Source organism: Gemmiger formicilis (assembly GCF_900167555.1).
Classification (GTDB): Bacteria; Bacillota; Clostridia; order Oscillospirales; family Ruminococcaceae; genus Gemmiger; species Gemmiger formicilis.
Map to the genome: position 1 here is coordinate 54,061 of NZ_FUYF01000013.1, position 18,391 is coordinate 72,451.

The window sequence follows — 18,391 nt, forward strand, 5'->3', positions numbered from 1 at the left end:
TTTTTTGCGTCTTATATCACCTTATGCTCCATCCATTTTCCACGGGCAAACCGCACAAGGAAACACAGGCTGCGGCAGATCCAGTCGATGAACATACCGAACCAGACGCCGGTCAGTCCTAAGTGGAACTGCAGAACGAAGATATAGCTCAGAATCACGCGGAACAGCCACATGCTGACGATGCTGACCGACATCGTAAACTTGGCGTCGCCGCCCGCGCGCAGGGCGTTGGGCAGGGTAAAGCTCGTCGCCCAGAAGAAGATGCTGAACAGGTTGAACCAGTGGACCACGTGGGTACACATGGCGGATGCCTCCGCCGAGAGGTTGAACCAAGTCACGACCTCGGGCATCAGGAAGAACAGTGCCGCGTTCGTGACGGCCAGCCCTGTGATGGCGATGCCCAGCAGCGTGACGGAATAACGCTGCGCCTGCTTTTTCTCGCCTGCGCCAAGGCACTGCCCGATGACCGGGATCGTGGCAAGGCTCATCGTGTTGCCGGGGATGTTCGCCAGCGTCGAGACCGAGTTTGCCACGGCATTAGCCGCGATGGCCGTGGTGCCTAAGGTAGACGTCAGGCTGCTGACACACAGCTTGCCGATCTGGAACATGCCGTTTTCCAGACCCGACGGGATGCCGATGGACAAAATCTGCATGATGGGCCTGCGCCGGGGCCGCAGGTCAGCGAAGCGCTGCACGCGCAGGGGATTGTGCAGGTCCTGGTTCTGCCACAGGATGAACACCGCGGCGAACACACGCCCAATCAGCGTGGCCAGCGCCGCGCCGATAACGCCCATGCCGAAACCGTAGATCAGCAGCGCGTTGCCCGCAATGTTGATGACGTTCATGACAAGGCTGGCCAGCATACTGATGCGGCTGTTGCCCTGCGCACGGAACAGTGCCGCGCCGCCGTTGTACAGGCCGATGAAGGGGTAGGACACCGCACTGATAAGGAAGTACTGCTGCGCAAACCGCATGACATCCTCATCAATGCTGCCGAACACCATCCGAAGGATCGGGCGGGAGAGCAGCATACAGACAACACCCACCGCAACCGTAGAGATGCCCAGCACGCTGTACAGCTGGGCGGCGCTGCGGCTGGCGTTTTCCTCATCCCGGCGGCCCAGATACTGGCTGGCAATGACCGCACCGCCGGTAGCCAGCGCGGACAAAATCTGAATAATCAAAATATTCAGGCTGTCCACCAGCGATACGCTGGAGACAGCGGCCTCACCCACACCGGCGACCATCAGCGTGTCGGCCATGCCCATCGTGACGCTTAATGTCTGCTCCAGCAGCAGGGGCCAGATCAGGGTGAACAGCGCCCGCTTGGTAAACAGGGGACCTTGTGATTTTGCAGTGGCTGTCATGGTAAACTCCCATCCTCTTTTACTTGGATTTTACCATTAGTATACAGCAAAATCTATGCGAAATCAAGGATTTGACACTTGTACAAAAAATGCCAGCGGACGCTGTAACTGCGCCCTGTACAGCAAAAATCCGCAAAAATCAAATCGCAAGGATTTTGCCCACTTTTGCGGCGGCAAAAAGCCCCGGCCACAAAAGCTGGTGGCCGGGGCGGATCATGCGGCGGCTTGCAGGAGCCGCAGAGGGGCGGTGGTTAGAAGTCGACCTCGGTGTCGTAGTAGCAGCACTTCAGCAGCTTTTCCATCTCCTCCTGGGTCGGCTGGCGCGGGTTGGAGCCGGTGCAGGCATCGGCAATCGCGTTCTTTGCAATCTCGGGCAGTCTCTCGAGGAATACGTTCTCGGGGACAAAGCCCTGCTCGGCGGGGTAGGAGTCGGGGCCGTAGTGGCCGATGCAGTGCGGAATGTTCAGATCGTCGTTCATGCCGCGCAGATACTGGATGAGCAGCGCGACCTTCTCGTCGTCGTTCCCGCCGCCCAGGTGCATCTTGTCGGCAATGACGCCGTAGCGTGCCTTGGCGGTGGGATCCTTCGCGTTGTAGGCGATGACCTTGGGCAGGTACATGGCGTTGGCTGCGCCGTGGATGATGTGTGCGCCGTAATCGGCAAACGCCGCGCCGGTCTTGTGGGCCATGCTGTGTACGATGCCGAGCAGCGCGTTCGAGAACGCCATACCGGCCAGGCACTGGGCATTGTGCATCGCGTCGCGCTTATCCATATCGCCGTTGTAGCTGCCGACCAGATCCGCCTGGATCATCTCGATGGCGTGCAGGGCCAACGGGTCGGTAAAGTCGCAGTTCGCGGTGGAAACGTAGGCCTCGATGGCGTGGGTCATGGCGTCCATGCCGGTGTGGGCGACGAGCTTCTTGGGCATCGTGTGGGCCAGCTCGGGGTCAACGATGGCGACATCGGGCGTGATCTCAAAGTCGGCGATGGGGTACTTGATGCCCTTCTGGTAATCGGTGATGATCGAGAAGGCCGTGACCTCGGTGGCCGTACCGGAGGTGGAGGAGATGGCGCAGAAGTGGGCCTTGCGGCGCAGCGGCGGGATGCCGAACACCTTGCACATATCCTCAAACGTGATGTCGGGGTACTCGTACTTGATCCACATGGCCTTGGCTGCGTCGATGGGGGAGCCGCCGCCGATTGCGACGATCCAGTCGGGCTGGAACTTTTCCATGGCGGCAGCACCCTTCATGACCGTCTCCACGGACGGGTCGGGCTCGATGCCTTCAAACAGCTCTACCTCCATGCCGGCCTCTTTTAAGTAGGCCTCGGCGCGGTCCAGGAAGCCGAAGCGCTTCATCGAGCCGCCGCCGACGCAGATCATGGCGCGCTTGCCGGGCAGCGTTTTCAACGCTTCCAGCGCGTGGGGGCCGTGGTAAAGGTCACGGGGTAAAGTAAATCTAGCCATAGGGTTTGCCTCCTTTAAAAATAGCTCTCTCGGACATTGACAATTAAATGTCAAAATCTGTTATTAACAGTATACACCTTATGTGTCTAAACGGTCAATCGACAATACAGAGAATTTTCCGGCGATAATTCAGCATTTTGCCAGTGGAACACTCATAGGCTGTTCTATGGGGAAGGGGGCAGGAGCTATGCGTCCGATCACGCCGCAGCAGAATACAAAAATGCGCCTGCGCATGCGGCTTTTGGCGGCGGTGCTGGCGGTGGGGTGCCTGGGCGGGCTGACGGTGCGGCTGTTTGTGCTGATGCTGCGCGACCCCGGCGGCTACGCGGCACGCGCCGCCGACCAGCAGCTGCGCGGGGCCACGCTGCCCGCCGCCCGCGGGGAGATCTATTCCGCCGACGGTACGCTGCTGGCCGCCAGCGAGACCTGCTGGACCATCCGCGCCGCCCCGCGGGAGATGGCCGACGACGCCGTAGAACCGGCTGCGCGGGCGTTGAGCGAAATTTTAGAGCTGGACTACGCCGATACGCTGGCCAAATTCAGCCAGCGAACCTCCAACGACTGCCTGCTGCGCCGCCGCGTGGATAAGACGATGGCCGACGCTGTGCGGGACTGGTGCCGGGCGAACGGTGTGGACGGCATACAAATTCGGCAGGATACCCGCCGCGTCTACCCACAGGGGGATTTTATGGGCGGCATTTTAGGCTTTACCGACGTGGACAACGCGGGCCTGTGGGGGCTGGAGCTGCGTTACAACGACGAATTGACCGGGCAGAACGGGCGCATCCTGACCGCCAAGAACGCCTGGGGCTACGATATGCCGACGCACTACCAGACGCTGGTGGACGCCGTGCCCGGCAGCACGCTGACGCTGACCATCGACGCGAACATTCAGCACTGGCTCGAAAGCGCACTGTCCGCCGCCGTGACGGAGCATCATGTGGCCGAGCGCGGCGTCGGCATCGTGATGGATGTCCACACCGGGGCCGTGCTGGCGATGTCCTGCCAGCCCGACTACGACCCGAACGCGCCGCGGACTCTTATAAATAAGGAAGTCCGTGACGCTGTGAATGCCCTGACCGGCGAGGAGCGCAGCGCCGCGCTGCAAAAGGCCCAGCAGGCACAGTGGCGCAACAAGGCCATCAGTGACCTGTATGAGCCGGGCAGCGTGTTCAAGCTCATCACGGCGTCGGCGGCGCTGGACTCCGGGGCGTGTAAGGCCACGGACTATTTCACCTGCGCGGGTAAAATAACCGTCGCAGGCACGCGGTTCCGCTGTGCAAACGGGCATATCCACGGCACCGAGACCTTCGCCCGGGGGCTGGCTGTCAGCTGCAACCCCTGCTTTATCCAGATCGGTGCGCGGCTTGGAAAAGAACGCTTCTGCGATTACTTTGCGGCCTTCGGCCTGCGGGAGGCCACGGGCATCGACCTGCCGGGCGAGGTCAGGCGCAGCGAATACTACACGGCGGACCGGATGGGCCCGGTGGAGCTGGCGAGCTGCTCGTTCGGGCAGAGCAGCAAGGTCAGCTACCTGCAGATGCTCACGGCGGTCTGTGCGGTGGTAAACGGCGGCGAGCTGATGCAGCCCTACGTTGTGGCGAAAATCACGGCGCCTGACGGCACTGTTGTGAAGGAAGTGCAGCCGACGGTGAAGCGCCGCGTCATCAGCGCGGAGACCTCCGCCACGATGTGCCGCCTGATGGAGGGTGTCGTTACAGGCGGCACGGGTAAGCAGGCCGCGCTGGCGGGCTACCGCATCGGCGGCAAGAGCGGCACGAGCCAGAAGCTGGACAGTGCCAACGAGGGCGCGCGCATTGCGAGCTTTGTCTCCGTTGCGCCCATCGACGACCCCAAGGTCGCTGTGCTGGTCTGCCTGGATGAGCCCCACAGCTGGACGACGAGCGGCGGCGCGCTCTCCGGGCCGGTGTGCGCCGAGGTACTGGGAAAGGTGCTGCCGTATCTGGGGGTGGAGAGGGAAAGCGGCGAATAAAGACAGCCGGGCACGGGCGGATATGGAATCCGCCCCTACGTTGAATCGGGAAAGCGCAGGGTGACGGGGCTCTGCCCGTTTGCCACTGCACTATACAAAAAACTCTGCGCCGTCCCTCTTGACATTCCCCGATCCGGTGTTATACTGGTAAAGTACGCAAACGAACAGTTAGACAACGAACAATTCGAAATCTAATTTTTTGGACCCAAAAATCGTAAAGGAGGGAAGAAATGCACGAATCATCGTATGATGACTGCGGCTGCTGCGCGGATGTCCACTTCGGCGCACTGCTGAACCAGACCTCGCGGCTCATCCGCCGTGCGCTGGATGCTCGCATCAACGCCGAGGTCAGCTCGGAGCTGTCGGGCGTGCGCGGCATGGTGCTGGGCGACATCGTCCGTGCCGAGCGCCAGGGCCGCGACGTCTACCAGCGCGACATTGAGCAGTGGTTCAACATTCGCCGCTCCAGCGTCACCGCCATGCTGCAGGGCATGGAGCAGGATGGCTTCATCACCCGCAGCGCCGTGGCGAAAGACGCCCGCTTAAAGCGCCTTATCGCCACAGAGAAGGGCCGCGCCTGTCACAAGCAGATCGAGGCAAGCATTGCGCGGTTTGAGGATGACCTGCAAAGCGGCATTGACCCGCAGCAGGCCGCCGCGGCCCGCGCTGTGCTGGAGCAGACCCTGCGCAACGCACAGCACATCCTGCAAGAGGAAAATACCAACCAAGAGAGGGGAAATACCAATTGTTAAAAACACTCGGACGTGAAACCAAGGGCTTCCGCCTGGTCTCCGTGCTGACGCCGATCTTTATGATCGCGGAGGTCATCATGGAAATGATCATCCCGAAGCTGATGGCCTCCATCATTGACAACGGCGTCACGCCGGGCAATATGCAGGTCATCTACACCGTCGGCGCACAGATGGTCGTCGCGGCGCTGTTCGGCCTGCTGTTCGGCATTCTGGGCGCGGTGGCCGGCTCCCACGCGGCCACGGGCTTTGCCCGCAACCTGCGCCGCGGCATGTTCCGCAACATCCAGACCTTCAGCTTTGCCAACATTGACAAGTACTCCACCGCGGGCCTGGTCACCCGCATGACCACCGATGTCACCAACATCCAGAACGCCTACCAGATGCTGCTGCGCATGTCGGTGCGTGCGCCCGCCAGCATGATCGTGGCGCTGATCATGTCCTACACGATCAACCGTCGGCTGGCAAACATCTATTTGATCGCCGTCATCCTGCTGGGCTGCGCGCTCGCCTTTATTATGAGCCGCGCCACCAAGTACTTCGGCGAGGCATTCCGCAAGTACGACGACCTGAACGAGAGCGTGCAGGAGAATGTCTCCGCCATCCGCGTTGTCAAGGCCTATGTGCGCGAGAAGTTTGAGGGCGAGAAGTTCCGCAAGGCCAGCGAGAATGTGCGCAATCTGCTGATGCGTGCCGAGCTGATCCTGGCCTGGAACGCCCCGCTCATGCAGCTGACCGTCTACAGCTGCATCCTGCTCATCTCCTGGATCGGTGCCCAGCTCATCGTCAGCTCCGGCGCAACGACCTTCACCACCGGCGACCTGATGAGCATGCTGAGCTACTGCATGAACATCCTTATGAGCCTGATGATGCTGTCCACGGTGTTCGTCATGATCACGATGTCTGCAGCCTCCGCCAAGCGCGTGGCCGAGGTGCTGGACGAGCAGTCCGACCTGACGAACGGTGAGAATCCCGTTATGGAGGTCAGGGATGGCTCCGTCAAGTTCGACCACGTCAGCTTTGCCTATAAAAAGGATGGCGAGAAGGCCCTCGAGGACATTGACCTCGACATCAAGTCCGGCGAGACCATCGGCATCATTGGCGGCACCGGTTCGGCTAAGTCCAGCCTTGTGCAGCTGCTGCCGCGTCTGTACGACGTGACCGAGGGCAGCGTGACCATCGGCGGCGTTGATGTGCGCAGATATGACCTCGACACCCTGCGCAACAACGTCGCCATGGTGCTGCAGAAGAACGAGCTGTTCAGTGGCACGATTGCCGAGAACCTGCGCTGGGGCAACCCCGACGCCACCGACGCCGAGATCGAGGACGCCTGCAAGCAGGCCTGCGCCGATGAATTTGTCGAGCGCTTCCCCGACAAGTACCAGACCCACATCGAGCAGGGCGGCAACAACGTCTCCGGCGGCCAGAAGCAGCGCCTCTGCATTGCCCGCGCACTGCTGAAAAAGCCCCGCATCCTGATCCTGGACGACTCCACCTCCGCCGTCGATACCGCGACGGACGCAAAGATCCGCCATTCGTTTGCGGAAAAAATCCCCGGCACGACGGTGTTCATCATCGCCCAGCGCATTTCCTCCGTGGAAAATGCGGACAAGGTCCTCGTGCTCGACAACGGCAGGGTCAGCGGCTTTGACACCCCGGCCAACCTGCTGAAAACAAATGCCATCTACCAGGATGTCTACAACAGCCAGACCAAAGGTTCCGGCGACTTTGATGAGAAGGGAGGGGAGGCATAATGGCACAGCAGCCTAAAGTCGTAAAGGTCGGCCCCGGCGGGCGCAGCAATGGCCCCCGCCCCAAGGTCGAAAACCCCGGCAAGGTGTTCAAGCGCATCCTCGCCTATGTCATGAGCCGCTATAAGGCACAGGTCATTGTGGTGCTCTGCTGCATTCTGCTGGCCGTGTTCGCCCAGCTGCAGGGCGTCATGTTCTCCCAGACGCTGATCGACAGCTACATTCTGCCGCTGCTCAAGGCGGGCAGCACGGACTTCAGCGGTCTGGCCGTGGCTATCCTGCGCGTGGCAGTCATCTACTGCGTCGGCATCGCTGCTGTCTTTGTGCAGAACCGCCTGATGGCAAGGATCACCCAGGGCACGCTGAAGGACCTGCGTGACGAGATGTTCACCCACATGCAGACGCTGCCCATCAAATACTTTGACACCCACGCCCACGGCGACATTATGTCGGTCTACACGAACGACATTGACACGCTGCGCCAGATGATCAGCCAGAGCCTGCCGCAGCTCGTCAACACGGTTGTGACCCTTGTCGGCGTGCTGGCCTCGATGCTCTATCTGAGCATCCCTCTGACGGTGCTGGCCCTCGCGATGGTCGGCGTCATGCTGCTGGCGACGAAGTACCTGACCGGCAACTCCGGCAAATACTTCATCAAGCAGCAGCAGGAGCTGGGCAAGGTCAACGGCTACATTGAGGAAATGATGAACGGCCAGAAGGTCATCAAGGTCTTTTGCCATGAGGAAATTGCCATTGAGGAGTTCGACAGGCTCAACGATGAGCTGTTCCACAGCGCCGACAAGGCAAACTCCTATTCGCTGGTAGCAATGCCCGTCAACGGCCAGCTGGGCAACCTGTCCTACGTGTTCTGCGCCATCCTCGGCGGTGCGCTGGCTATCAACGGCTTCGGCGGCTTTACGCTGGGCGGCCTCGCCAGCTTCCTTGTGCTGACCCGCCAGTTCAACCAGCCCATCAGCCAGATCTCCATGCAGCTGAACTCCGTCGTTATGGCGCTGGCCGGCGGTGCGCGTATCTTTGCGCTGCTGGATGAAAAGCCTGAGGTCAACGAGGGCGACATCACCCTGGTCCACGCCAAGTACGAAGCGGACGATACTGTCACCGAGACGAACGAGTCCACCGGCATGTGGGCGTGGAAACGCATGGATGCCGACGGCAAGCCCCGGTACACCAAGCTGGAGGGCGACATCGTCTTTAAGGATGTGGACTTCGGCTACGACGAGAAGAAGATCGTCCTGCATGACATCAATCTGTATGGCCGTCCGGGGCAGAAGATCGCCTTTGTCGGCTCCACCGGCGCGGGCAAGACGACGATCACGAACCTTATCAACCGCTTCTACGACATCCAGAAGGGCCGGATCCTGTACGACGGCCACGACATCAAGTCCATTGAGAAGGACGCGCTGCGCTCCTCTCTGGGCATCGTCCTGCAGGATACCCACCTGTTCACCGGCACGGTCATGGAGAACATCCGTTATGGCCGCCTGACCGCCACCGATGAGGAGTGCATGGCCGCCGCGAAGCTCGCGAATGCGGATACCTTCATCAAGCATCTGCCCGACGGCTACAACACGATGCTGACCGGCGACGGCACGAACCTGAGCCAGGGCCAGCGCCAGCTGCTGGCGATTGCCCGCGCGGCTGTCGCAGACCCGCCGGTGCTGATCCTGGATGAGGCAACGTCCTCCATCGACACTCGCACCGAGAAACTTGTGCAGGACGGCATGGACGGCCTGATGTATGGCCGCACGACCTTCGTCATTGCCCACCGTCTGTCCACCGTGCGCAACTCGGACTGCATCATGGTGCTGGAACAGGGCCGTATCATTGAGCGCGGCACCCACGACGAGCTGATCGCCCAGAAGGGCCGCTATTACCGCCTGTACACCGGCAACTTTGCCGAGAACTCTTAAGCGCAGAGATGTCGAAAAAAGCCGCAAAACGGCATAAAATCAATCAAAACTGCCGGGATAGCATCTGCCGTCCCGGCGGTTTTTGTGCAAAATGCCGCAACAGCGCCAAAAAGTTGACGGGAAGGTAAAAAGTGGTTATAATAGGATACGTAGACACGCAAAAAGCGGTGTTTGACCACGCGGCATGAGGGAAACTACAAACAAGATTTGCCGCATAATATACATGATATACCTATAGGAGGAACAAATATGGCACCGAAGAAGATTGCACAGACCGTACTTACCGAGGGTAAGTTCTATACCATCAGCGCCGCCAACGGCAAGGTCGTTGAGGTCGCTGACTATAACATTGACAATGGCGCGAAGATCCAGCTGATGGACAACGCCAACTTTGAGTGGCAGCAGTGGAACTTCGTCGCAGCAGGCGACGGCGTTTACCGCATCCAGAACCGCTTCACCGGCAAGATGATGGATCTGGACATGGGCGGCGTCAGCGACGGCACCCGCGTCCACCAGTGGGAGGGTGCCCAGGCATCCAGCCAGCTGTGGGTCGTGGAGCCTACCAACGATGGCCGCGTCAAGATCAAGTCCAACCTGGCCGGCAAGCTGCTGGACCCCGGCATGGCTACCGAGAACGGCACCGTGCTGCAGATCTGGGCTGACGTCAACGGTGACAACCAGTTCTGGACCATCAACGAGGTCACCCGCAAGCCCAAGACCAGCGTGAAGGCCACCACCGTGAAGGCCAAGGCCGCTGCCGAGAAGGCCGCCACCGAGGTCGTCAAGGCTGCTGAGCCTGTCGTCGAGAAGGCCGTCAAGGCTGCCAAGCCTGCCGCTGAGAAGGCTGTCAAGGCTGCTGAGCCTGTCGTCGAGAAGGCCGTCAAGGCTGCCAAGCCTGCCGCTGAGAAGGCTGTCAAGGCTGCCAAGCCTGCCGCTGAGAAGGCTGTCAAGGCTGCTAAGCCCGTCGTCGAGAAGGCCGTCAAGGCTGCCGAGCCCGTCGTTGAGAAGGCCGTCAAGGCTGCCGAGCCCGTCGTTGAGAAAACCGTCGAGGCTGCTAAGCCCGTCGTCGAGAAGGCCGTCAAGGCTGCCGAGCCTGTCGTTGAGAAGGCTGTTGAGGCTGCCAAGCCCGCAGCCGAGAAGGCCGTCGAGGTCGTCAAGACCGCCGCTGCCAAGACCAACACCCGCAAGGGCGGCAAGGGCAAGCGCCGCAAGTAATTTGCCCTTGTAACGATTCCTCTGCAATTTTTGTGCTGTAACGAGAAAACCCCGCCCCGTCAGAATGCAGTTCCTGACGGGGCGGGGTTATTTTTTGTTTGTGGCTGAAAAGCCTTCCCCTACGGGGGAAGGTGGCCCGAAGGGCCGGATGAGGGGCGAGTGTGCCAGTATTGCCCGTGAACAAGCTGCGGCGGAAACGCTGCCCTCATCAGTCACCTGCGGTGACAGCTTCCCCCACGGGGGAAGCCTTCAGACTTACCCCAGCGCCGCAATGCTCTCCTTGATCTTGGCGGCCTTGTCCTGGGCGGCAGCCAGCTTAGCGCGGGTCTCCTCGACGAGCTTCGCCGGGGCCTTCTCGACGAACTTCGGATTGTTCAGCTGGTTCGTGAACATGCCCAGCTCCTTCTCGGCCTTGGTCAGCTCCTTGTTCAGGCGGGCCAGCTCCTTGTCGCGGTCGATCAGCTCCATCATCGGGATAAAGCCCTTCGCGTCGGGGGTCGCCACGTTGACCATGCCGTCGGTGCTGCCCTCGTACTTTGCCGTGACCGTCACGTCGGTGGCAAAGGCAAAGCGGGCCAGATACGCGCCGCCCTTCTCAAACGCGGCGGGGGAGGCAGTCTCAATGATCATGCTCGTCTTTTTGGCGGGGTGGACGTTCATCTCGGCACGCATGGCGCGGACAGCCTTGATGTAGTCCATCAGCTTCTCAAAGTCGGCGCAGTCCTCGGCCCAGACCTTCATATTCTCGTCGCCGGGCCACTTCTCGTTCATGATGGTCTCGGCGCTGCCGGGCAGAGCCTGATAGATCTCCTCGGTGATGAACGGCATGAAGGGGTGCAGCAGCTTGAGCGCCTTGTCCAGCACGTAGACCAGCACCTTGCGGGCCGCGTCGGCGGCTGCCGCGTCCTCGCCGTTCAGGCGGGTCTTGCAGATCTCGATATACCAGTCGCAGTAGACTTCCCAGATGAAGTTCTCGACCTTCTCGGCGGCCAGACCCAGCTCGTACTTGTCGAGGTTGGCGGTAGCCTCGGCGGCGACCTTGGCAAGCTCGGACAAAATCCACTTGTCGCTCATGTCGAGCAGGCTTTCCTCGGGCAGACCCGGCTCAAAGTCCTCGGGCAGGTTCATCTGCACAAAGCGGGAGGCGTTCCACAGCTTGTTGGCAAAGTTGCGGCAGGCAAGGACTTTTTCATCGCTGTAGCGCATATCGTTGCCTGCGGTGGAGCCGATGATCAGCATCATGCGCAGCGCGTCCGCGCCGTACTGCTCAATGACCTCCAGCGGGTCAATGCCGTTGCCCAGGGATTTGGACATTTTGCGGCCCTGGCTGTCGCGGACAATGCCGTGGATCAGTACCGTGTCAAACGGTGCCTTGCCGGTGTAGGCCAGACCCGAGAAGATCATGCGGGACACCCAGAAGCCGATGATGTCATAGCCGGTGACCAGCGTGTTCGTGGGGTAGAAGTAGTTGTAATCCTCGGCGTTCTCGTTGGGCCAGCCCAGCGTGGAGAACGGCCACAGGGCAGAGCTGAACCAGGTGTCCAGCGTGTCGGGGTCCTGGGTCATGTTGGAACTGCCGCACTTGGGGCAGGTGCAGGGGGCTTCCTTGGCCACGACGGTCTCGCCGCAGTCGCCGCAGTACCAGGCGGGGATCTGGTGGCCCCACCACAGTTGGCGGCTGATGCACCAGTCACGGCCGCCCTTCATCCAGTTGATATAGTTCTTGGTGAAGCGCTCGGGCACGAACTTGATCTCGCCCTTCTCGACGCTCTCGATGGCGGGCTTGGCCAGCGGCTCCATCTTGACGAACCACTGCTTGGAGACCATCGGCTCAATGACCGAGTGGCAGCGGTAGCAGGTGCCCACGTCGTGGGTCAGCGGCTCGGTCTCCTTCAGCGCACCGCAGGCCTCCAAATCGGCCAGAATAGCCTTGCGGGCCTCCAGTGCGGTCATGCCGGCATACTTGCCGCAGTCCAGCACGTCCGGCTCGTCGGCGGCAGCGCGGCCCGCCGCCTTCTCGGCATCGACGGCGGCCTTGTCGGCAGCGCCGGTCATGTGGCCGTCGTAGGTCAGCACACGGATCATCGGCAGGTCGTGGCGCTTGCCGACCTCAAAGTCGTTGGGGTCGTGGGCGGGGGTGATCTTCACAACGCCGGTGCCCTTCTCCATGTCGGCGTGCTCGTCGCAGACGATGGGAATTTCGCGGCCCAGCAGCGGCAGCACGACATGGCAGCCGTGCAGGTGCTTGTAGCGCGGGTCCTCGGCGTTGATGGCAACAGCGGTATCACCCAGCATCGTCTCGGGGCGGGTCGTGGCCAGCTCCAGCATTTCGCCGGTCTCCTTGACGGGGTAGAGCAGATGCCAGAAGCTGCCTTCTTTGGCCTCATACTCGACCTCGGCGTCGGAAATCGAGGTGTTGCAGTGGGGGCACCAGTTGACCATGCGGTTGCCGCGGTAGATCAGCCCCTCGTTGTACAGACGGACAAAGACCTCCTTGACGGCGTCGGAGCAGCCCTCGTCCATCGTGAAGCGCTCGCGCTGCCAGTCGCAGGAGCAGCCCAGCTTCTTCAGCTGGCTGACGATGCGGTTGCCATAGGTGTTCTTCCAGTCCCAGGCACGCTCCAGAAAGCCGTCGCGGCCCACCATCTCCTTGGTCAGGCCCTCCTCGCGCATCTTGGCGACGACCTTGGCCTCGGTGGCAATGGACGCATGGTCGGTGCCGGGCACCCACAGCGCGGCATAGCCCTGCATCCGCTTGTAGCGGGTCAGGATGTCCTGCCAGGTCTCATCCATGGCGTGGCCCATGTGCAGCTGGCCGGTGACGTTCGGCGGCGGCATGACGATGGTAAACGGTTTTTTGCTGCGGTCGATCTGGGTATGGAAATACCCCTTGTCGCACCAGTTCTGATAGATGCGATCCTCGGTGCCCTGCGGGGCATACTGTTTGGCGAGTTCCTTCGGCATAGTGTAAACCTCCTCGTGAATGTGCGGGGCGTGATTTTTACATTTGGACAAAATAAAAAAGGCCGCCCCATGAGTTTATCATGGGACGGCCTGAAAAGCTCAAGTCGCGGTACCACCCAAGTTGCCCGATCGGGCCGCTTTGCGGCAGGCCGACAAGCCCGCCTGCCCTGATAACGGCGGCAACCCCGTGCGCGGCTGGCAGGGGAGAAGCCCCTCTCACCGCGCCTGCTTGAAAGTGACAGCACCCGCCGCACCGTACCGGGCTTGCATCCTCCCCGGCTTGCTGCAAAGGTACGACGCGGGCACACTCTTTCGCACTGCATTTGTACCTTATAATGTACCGCAATGCGGCGGATTTGTCAAGGGCGGGGGCGCAAATCCGTCGGGCCAAAACTGTCGGGCCCCTGGGCTCCTGCAGAGAGAGGTGAGCTGTCTGTCTTACTCCCACTTCTCCCACACCTCGGGGCAGTAGCCTACGGTGGCCTGTCTGCCGTTGCGCACAATGGGCTGGCGGAAGAGCTGCTGGTTCTCGAACAGCTTGTCGGCCTGCTGGCTCTCGTCGAGCCATTTCAAAAGCGCCAGCGTGTCCTTGTCCTTTGCATTTTCGTCGACGAGCTTTGCCCAGCCGCCCACGGCGCGGCAGACGTTGTCAAACTCGCCGCGGCTCATGCCTTTTTCCTTCATGTCGATCATCTGGAATCTGATGCCGCGCTCCTTGAACCACCGCTGTGCCTTTTTGGTGTCAAAGCTCTTGTTCGTGCCGAAAATCTGGATGTTCATGGCCATTCCCCCCGCAAAATACATTCTTTTCATTAGAATACCACAAAAACCGTGCCTTGACAACTTACAAGGCCGGGCCTATAGTATGAGGAAAACTGCGGCAGGGCGCTTGCTCTTATGCGGGCTGCGTGCTATAATACAGGTTTATAGAGGAGTATCTATAAAGGAGTATTATGGAAAAAGAAAGAACCAGTCCGTGGCTGATCTTGTTCCGCGTGGTATTTACGGCGGCGCTGATCGCCTGCATTATGTTTATCTTTCGCAACTCACTGGAAAACGGTGCCCAGTCGTCCGCACGCAGCCAGGCCGTCATGCAGCTGGTCAACAGTGCGCTGGCCAAGGTGCATCTCGGCCCATTGTCGGAGCATCTGATCCGTAAGCTCGCGCACTTTTCGGAGTTTGCGCTGGAAGGCTTTCTGCTGATGCTCTGCATCCGCGTGTACACAAAGCATTTTGTGCGCCACATGAGCTGGCCGCTGCTGGGCGGCATGACAACGGCGCTGATGGATGAGACCATCCAGCTGCATAGCCTCAACCGCACCTCGTCGGTGGTGGATGTCTGGATCGATATGTCCGGCGTCGTGGCGGGACTGCTGTTTGCACTCATCATCCTGCTGATCGTGCGCGGCGTTACCGCATTCATCCGCGTCAAGCAGGAGAACCGCGCTCTGCGCGCCGAGAGTGCGGAGCTGCGCCGCCGAGAGCATGAGCGGCTGGCCCGCCGCGCCGCCCACCGTGCCCACGAGGCACAGCTGAACCGCCCCGAACCCGACGAGGATAACTATGAGGAGGACGAAGAATGACGACCCAACAGGCAATTGAAGCCCTGCACGCCCTGCCGCGCATGGGGCAGGGCACACCCGGTCTGGCTCGGATGCAGAACCTGTGCGACCATCTGGGAAACCCCGAAAAGGAGCTGCAGTGCATCCACATTGCGGGCACGAATGGCAAGGGCAGCCTTGCGGCCATGACGTCCTCCATCCTGACGGCAGCGGGCTACAAGACCGGTCTGACCATCAGCCCGTATGTGGTGGACTTCCGTGAGCGGTTTCAGATCGACGGCGAGATGATCCCGCCCCGCACGCTGGCAAACCTGACGGAGAAGGTGCTCGACGCGATTGACGCCATCGAGACCGAGGGCGGCGAGAAGCCTGTGGAGTTTGAGGCCGTCACTGCGCTGGCGTTCCTCTGGTTTGCCCGCGAAAAGTGTGACCTGGTCGTGCTGGAGACCGGCCTTGGCGGGCGCTGCGACGCAACGAACGTCGTGCCCCACAAGCTCGTGGCAGCCATCACAAAGATCGGCTATGACCACATGGAAGTCCTGGGAGATACCCTTGATAAAATTGCCGCCGAGAAGGCCGGTATTATAAAAGAAGGAACCGTCGTCGTCAACTATCCCGACCAGCCTGCGGAGGCTATGGGGCCGATCCTGACCGCCGCTGCCGAGGCGCACACGAGCATCATCACGCCCGATAAGGACGATTTGACGCTGCTGCGCGGCAAGCGGCTGGAAAACCGCATTGACTACGGCGGCTATCGCGCCGCACTGGGCCTGCCCGGCACGCACCAGGCTAACCACGCCGCCATGGCTGTCGAGATCGCGCTGGCTCTCTGGCGCGAGTTCGGCTATGATATTTCGGACGATGCCATTCTGCAGGGTCTTGCCGATGCCCGGATGCCCGCCCGCATCGAGGTGCTCCGCCGCCATCCGCTGCTGCTGCTCGACGGCTGCCACAACCCGGACGGCGCTAAAATGCTGGCCGCGACCCTGACCCGCGCCGACTTTGAGGAAAACCTCGTCGGTGTGCTGGGCGTGCTGGCCGACAAGGACTATAAGGATATGCTGTCCGATCTGGCCCCCTGCTTTGCCAAGGTCTACACCGTCACGCCCAACTGCCCCCGCGCATTGAGCGCCGAGGAATTGCAGAAGGAGGCACGCTTCCACACCGACGCCGAGGTCGCCGACAGTGTGGCCGATGCCATCCGCAAGGCCGTGGACTACGCGGACGAGAACAACCTCGCGGGCGTTGTTGTCTGCGGTTCGCTCTACCTTGCCGCCGAGGCCCGCCCGCTGCTTCTCAAAGAAGCAGAAAAATAACCGGCCATCGCCATTTCAACAAAATACGCACCCGTAAGCCTGTATCATAACGATACGGGCTTTTTATTTTGTCTCAACACCCCCTCCCGGAAATTACCCGTTGATTTTTTAACTCTCCCCGTAGGGGCCGGGTATGTCCGGCCCGCAACCTTCCCAACACTACCCTGTATACCCTTATAAATGAAAAAAGAGGACAACCCTATGGCCAAAGTAACCTTCGTGCCCGGCAGCGGCACACTGGCCGCCTATTTGAGCGGCGAGATCGACCACCACGCCGCCCAGACACTGCGGCGGGAGATCGATGCCCAGGTCGATGACCGCCTGCCTGAGCTGCTGACGCTCGACTTCTCGGGCGTCACCTTCATGGATTCCTCGGGCGTCGGCCTGATTTTGGGCCGCGGACGCCACGTAAGCGCACTGGGCGGGCGGCTGACCGTCCAGAACCCGCCGCGCGCCGTGCGGCGGATGCTCGACCTGGCCCACATAACCTACGCCTGAACGGAGGTGAACACCGATGAAGATGCTCAATCAGGTAAAAATTACGTTTGCGGGCCGCTCCGTCAACGAGGGCTTCGCCCGCGCGGCGCTGGCCGCGTTTCTTGTGCAGCTTGATCCCACCGTGCCCCAGCTCGCCGATATGAAAACCGCTGTCTCCGAGGCCGTGACCAACTGCATCGTCCACGCCTACCCGGACAAGATCGGCCCCATCACAATGACGGCGGCCATCTATGAGGGTGGCATTGTGCGTATTACCATCACGGACCGCGGCGTCGGCATCCCGGATATTGCGAAGGCGATGGAGCCGATGTTCACCACCGGCGACGCCGAGGAGCGCGCGGGTCTGGGCTTTGCCGTCATGCAGAGCTTCATGGACAAGGTCAAGGTCTCCTCCACGCCGGGCCGCGGCACCCGCGTGACCCTGACCAAGCGGCTGGATGCCCGCGCGTGACCCCCTACATATATAGAAGGAGGGGACAGTCATGCCCACGGATATGCACCAGCTGCCGCGCGAAGAATTTATTGAGAGAAACCTCGGCCTTGTCCACGCCTGCGCCGGGCGGTTCAAGGGGCGGGGCATCGAGTATGAGGAACTCTACGCCGCGGGCTGTCTGGGCCTTGTGAAGGCCTGCGACGGGTTTGATACCGGGCGCGGCGTCTGCTTTTCCACCTATGCCGTGCCGGTCATCCTGGGCGAGATCAAAAAGCTGTTCCGAGATGGCGGCACAGTCAAGGTCAGCCGTTCGTTAAAGGAGCTGAGCCTTAAAATCAATGCCGAGCGTGAGCGCTGCCTCAAGCGCACCGGCCAGGAGCCCGGCGTGACCGAGCTGGCCGAGACGCTGGGCACGACCCCGGAGCAGATCGCTCTGGCCATCCGCGCGGCCCTGCCGACTCTGAGCCTGACGCCCGTGGACGACGAGGACGGCCTGCGGGAGTTTGACGTGCCGGTGGAGTCCCCGGAGGAAGCACTCTCGGACCGCATCGGTCTGGCCGAGGTGATGGACAGGCTGGACAGCGGTGACCGCCAGCTCATCCGTCTGCGCTTTTTCGCGGGCCGCACCCAAAGCGAGACCGCCCGCGTCCTCGGTACGACCCAGGTCCAGATCTCCCGCCGCGAGCGCCGCATCCTGAAATGGATGCGCGAACAGCTGTTAGAGGCCCAATGATACCCTTCCACCGGCACCCGCTCACCTCTACACCACACCGTAGGGGCCGGGCATGCCCGGCCCGCAACTTCGCGCCGACTGCCGTCAATCCTTCTGTTGCTCACCCACCCCCATAATTTGTGCCCGCCAACCGCCGTCACTCCAATATGCACCTTGCCCAAACTTCACCCTCAAACTTTGTCGAAAAAATCAAAAAAACTTGCAAAAACCTGTTGACAAAGGTCATACTACTTGCTATAATAATCAAGCTGTCTCGCGAGCCCAGCCCGCGGCGGCAGCCGCTGGAGCCTTTACCTACAGCTTGTACGCCGTTTTTTGAAGAAAACTTCTTCAAAAAACTTTCAGAAAACCTCTTGACAAACGAGAGAATCTGATATATAATATACAAGCTGTCACGGAAACGCGACAGC

At 60.9% G+C, this 18,391-nt stretch carries 15 protein-coding genes; 10 read left to right on the forward strand and 5 right to left on the reverse strand.

Features of this window, described 5'->3' with window-relative positions; translation table 11 throughout:
- Positions 1 to 11: 11 nt before the first annotated feature.
- Positions 12 to 1,367, reverse strand: a complete 1,356-nt coding sequence (locus B5D32_RS10745) for an MATE family efflux transporter (protein ID WP_078785019.1) — start codon at positions 1,365 to 1,367, stop codon at positions 12 to 14.
- A gap of 251 nt (positions 1,368 to 1,618) precedes the next feature.
- On the reverse strand, positions 1,619 to 2,836 hold the full coding sequence (locus B5D32_RS10750) for an iron-containing alcohol dehydrogenase (protein WP_078785020.1): 1,218 nt from the start codon (positions 2,834 to 2,836) through the stop codon (positions 1,619 to 1,621).
- Between the two features lie 187 nt (positions 2,837 to 3,023).
- Between B5D32_RS10750 and B5D32_RS10755 the strand changes: the two genes are divergently transcribed.
- The 5 genes from B5D32_RS10755 to B5D32_RS10775 all read left to right on the forward strand — a co-directional run bounded on the left by B5D32_RS10755 (position 3,024) and on the right by B5D32_RS10775 (position 10,475).
- Complete coding sequence (locus B5D32_RS10755; RefSeq protein ID WP_242943442.1) at positions 3,024 to 4,829, forward strand: peptidoglycan D,D-transpeptidase FtsI family protein; 1,806 nt, start codon at positions 3,024 to 3,026, stop codon at positions 4,827 to 4,829.
- Positions 4,830 to 5,059: 230 nt separating this feature from the next.
- Entirely contained in the window at positions 5,060 to 5,581 is a 522-nt protein-coding gene (locus tag B5D32_RS10760) for a MarR family winged helix-turn-helix transcriptional regulator (protein WP_078785022.1), read from the forward strand.
- Positions 5,575 to 7,332 carry an ABC transporter ATP-binding protein gene (locus tag B5D32_RS10765; protein WP_078785023.1) on the forward strand — a complete coding sequence of 586 codons (1,758 nt, stop codon included), beginning with the start codon at positions 5,575 to 5,577 and terminating at the stop codon, positions 7,330 to 7,332. Before B5D32_RS10760 ends, B5D32_RS10765 begins: the two co-directional genes overlap by 7 nt.
- Positions 7,332 to 9,260: an ABC transporter ATP-binding protein gene (locus tag B5D32_RS10770; RefSeq protein WP_078785024.1), complete on the forward strand. Its 1,929-nt coding sequence runs from the start codon at positions 7,332 to 7,334 to the stop codon at positions 9,258 to 9,260. Before B5D32_RS10765 ends, B5D32_RS10770 begins: the two co-directional genes overlap by 1 nt.
- A gap of 249 nt (positions 9,261 to 9,509) precedes the next feature.
- Complete coding sequence (locus B5D32_RS10775; protein WP_078785025.1) at positions 9,510 to 10,475, forward strand: RICIN domain-containing protein; 966 nt, start codon at positions 9,510 to 9,512, stop codon at positions 10,473 to 10,475.
- A 255-nt stretch (positions 10,476 to 10,730) separates the two neighbouring features.
- Here the strand turns inward: B5D32_RS10775 and B5D32_RS10780 are convergent, their stop codons facing one another.
- Positions 10,731 to 13,439, reverse strand: coding sequence for a valine--tRNA ligase (locus tag B5D32_RS10780; protein ID WP_078785026.1), 2,709 nt, complete (start codon positions 13,437 to 13,439; stop codon positions 10,731 to 10,733).
- A 438-nt stretch (positions 13,440 to 13,877) separates the two neighbouring features.
- The gene (locus tag B5D32_RS10785) at positions 13,878 to 14,219 is read right to left on the reverse strand and encodes an arsenate reductase family protein (RefSeq protein ID WP_078785035.1); all 342 of its coding nucleotides are present in this window, start codon (positions 14,217 to 14,219) and stop codon (positions 13,878 to 13,880) included.
- A 173-nt stretch (positions 14,220 to 14,392) separates the two neighbouring features.
- Here B5D32_RS10785 and B5D32_RS10790 point away from each other — a divergent pair, with 173 nt between their 5' ends.
- The 5 genes from B5D32_RS10790 (at position 14,393) to B5D32_RS10810 (ending at position 17,981) form a co-directional block, all read left to right on the forward strand.
- Positions 14,393 to 15,022 (forward strand): VanZ family protein, encoded by a 630-nt coding sequence (locus tag B5D32_RS10790; protein ID WP_078785027.1) that lies wholly within the window; start codon positions 14,393 to 14,395, stop codon positions 15,020 to 15,022.
- On the forward strand, positions 15,019 to 16,317 hold the full coding sequence (locus tag B5D32_RS10795) for a bifunctional folylpolyglutamate synthase/dihydrofolate synthase (RefSeq protein ID WP_078785028.1): 1,299 nt from the start codon (positions 15,019 to 15,021) through the stop codon (positions 16,315 to 16,317). The genes B5D32_RS10790 and B5D32_RS10795 overlap by 4 nt, the downstream gene beginning before the upstream one ends.
- A gap of 201 nt (positions 16,318 to 16,518) precedes the next feature.
- Positions 16,519 to 16,815 carry an anti-sigma factor antagonist gene (locus B5D32_RS10800; protein WP_078785029.1) on the forward strand — a complete coding sequence of 99 codons (297 nt, stop codon included), beginning with the start codon at positions 16,519 to 16,521 and terminating at the stop codon, positions 16,813 to 16,815.
- Positions 16,816 to 16,831: 16 nt separating this feature from the next.
- The gene (spoIIAB, locus tag B5D32_RS10805) at positions 16,832 to 17,266 is read left to right on the forward strand and encodes an anti-sigma F factor (RefSeq protein WP_078785030.1); all 435 of its coding nucleotides are present in this window, start codon (positions 16,832 to 16,834) and stop codon (positions 17,264 to 17,266) included.
- Positions 17,267 to 17,297: 31 nt separating this feature from the next.
- Positions 17,298 to 17,981: a sigma-70 family RNA polymerase sigma factor gene (locus tag B5D32_RS10810; RefSeq protein ID WP_078785031.1), complete on the forward strand. Its 684-nt coding sequence runs from the start codon at positions 17,298 to 17,300 to the stop codon at positions 17,979 to 17,981.
- A gap of 136 nt (positions 17,982 to 18,117) precedes the next feature.
- Here the strand turns inward: B5D32_RS10810 and B5D32_RS15445 are convergent.
- The coding region (locus B5D32_RS15445; protein ID WP_207651132.1) for a hypothetical protein at positions 18,118 to 18,391 on the reverse strand (274 nt) is incomplete at its 5' end.

Coding starts and splice junctions, on each gene's coding strand:
- B5D32_RS10770 (WP_078785024.1), top strand. CDS start 7,332: ATGGCACAGCAGCCTAAAGTCGTAAAGGTCGGCCCCGGCGGGCGCAGC.
- B5D32_RS10785 (WP_078785035.1), bottom strand. CDS start 14,219: ATGAACATCCAGATTTTCGGCACGAACAAGAGCTTTGACACCAAAAAG.
- B5D32_RS10780 (WP_078785026.1), bottom strand. CDS start 13,439: ATGCCGAAGGAACTCGCCAAACAGTATGCCCCGCAGGGCACCGAGGAT.
- B5D32_RS10790 (WP_078785027.1), top strand. CDS start 14,393: ATGGAAAAAGAAAGAACCAGTCCGTGGCTGATCTTGTTCCGCGTGGTA.
- B5D32_RS10760 (WP_078785022.1), top strand. CDS start 5,060: ATGCACGAATCATCGTATGATGACTGCGGCTGCTGCGCGGATGTCCAC.
- spoIIAB (WP_078785030.1), top strand. CDS start 16,832: ATGAAGATGCTCAATCAGGTAAAAATTACGTTTGCGGGCCGCTCCGTC.
- B5D32_RS10800 (WP_078785029.1), top strand. CDS start 16,519: ATGGCCAAAGTAACCTTCGTGCCCGGCAGCGGCACACTGGCCGCCTAT.
- B5D32_RS10795 (WP_078785028.1), top strand. CDS start 15,019: ATGACGACCCAACAGGCAATTGAAGCCCTGCACGCCCTGCCGCGCATG.
- B5D32_RS10810 (WP_078785031.1), top strand. CDS start 17,298: ATGCCCACGGATATGCACCAGCTGCCGCGCGAAGAATTTATTGAGAGA.
- B5D32_RS10775 (WP_078785025.1), top strand. CDS start 9,510: ATGGCACCGAAGAAGATTGCACAGACCGTACTTACCGAGGGTAAGTTC.
- B5D32_RS10755 (WP_242943442.1), top strand. CDS start 3,024: ATGCGTCCGATCACGCCGCAGCAGAATACAAAAATGCGCCTGCGCATG.
- B5D32_RS10745 (WP_078785019.1), bottom strand. CDS start 1,367: ATGACAGCCACTGCAAAATCACAAGGTCCCCTGTTTACCAAGCGGGCG.
- B5D32_RS10750 (WP_078785020.1), bottom strand. CDS start 2,836: ATGGCTAGATTTACTTTACCCCGTGACCTTTACCACGGCCCCCACGCG.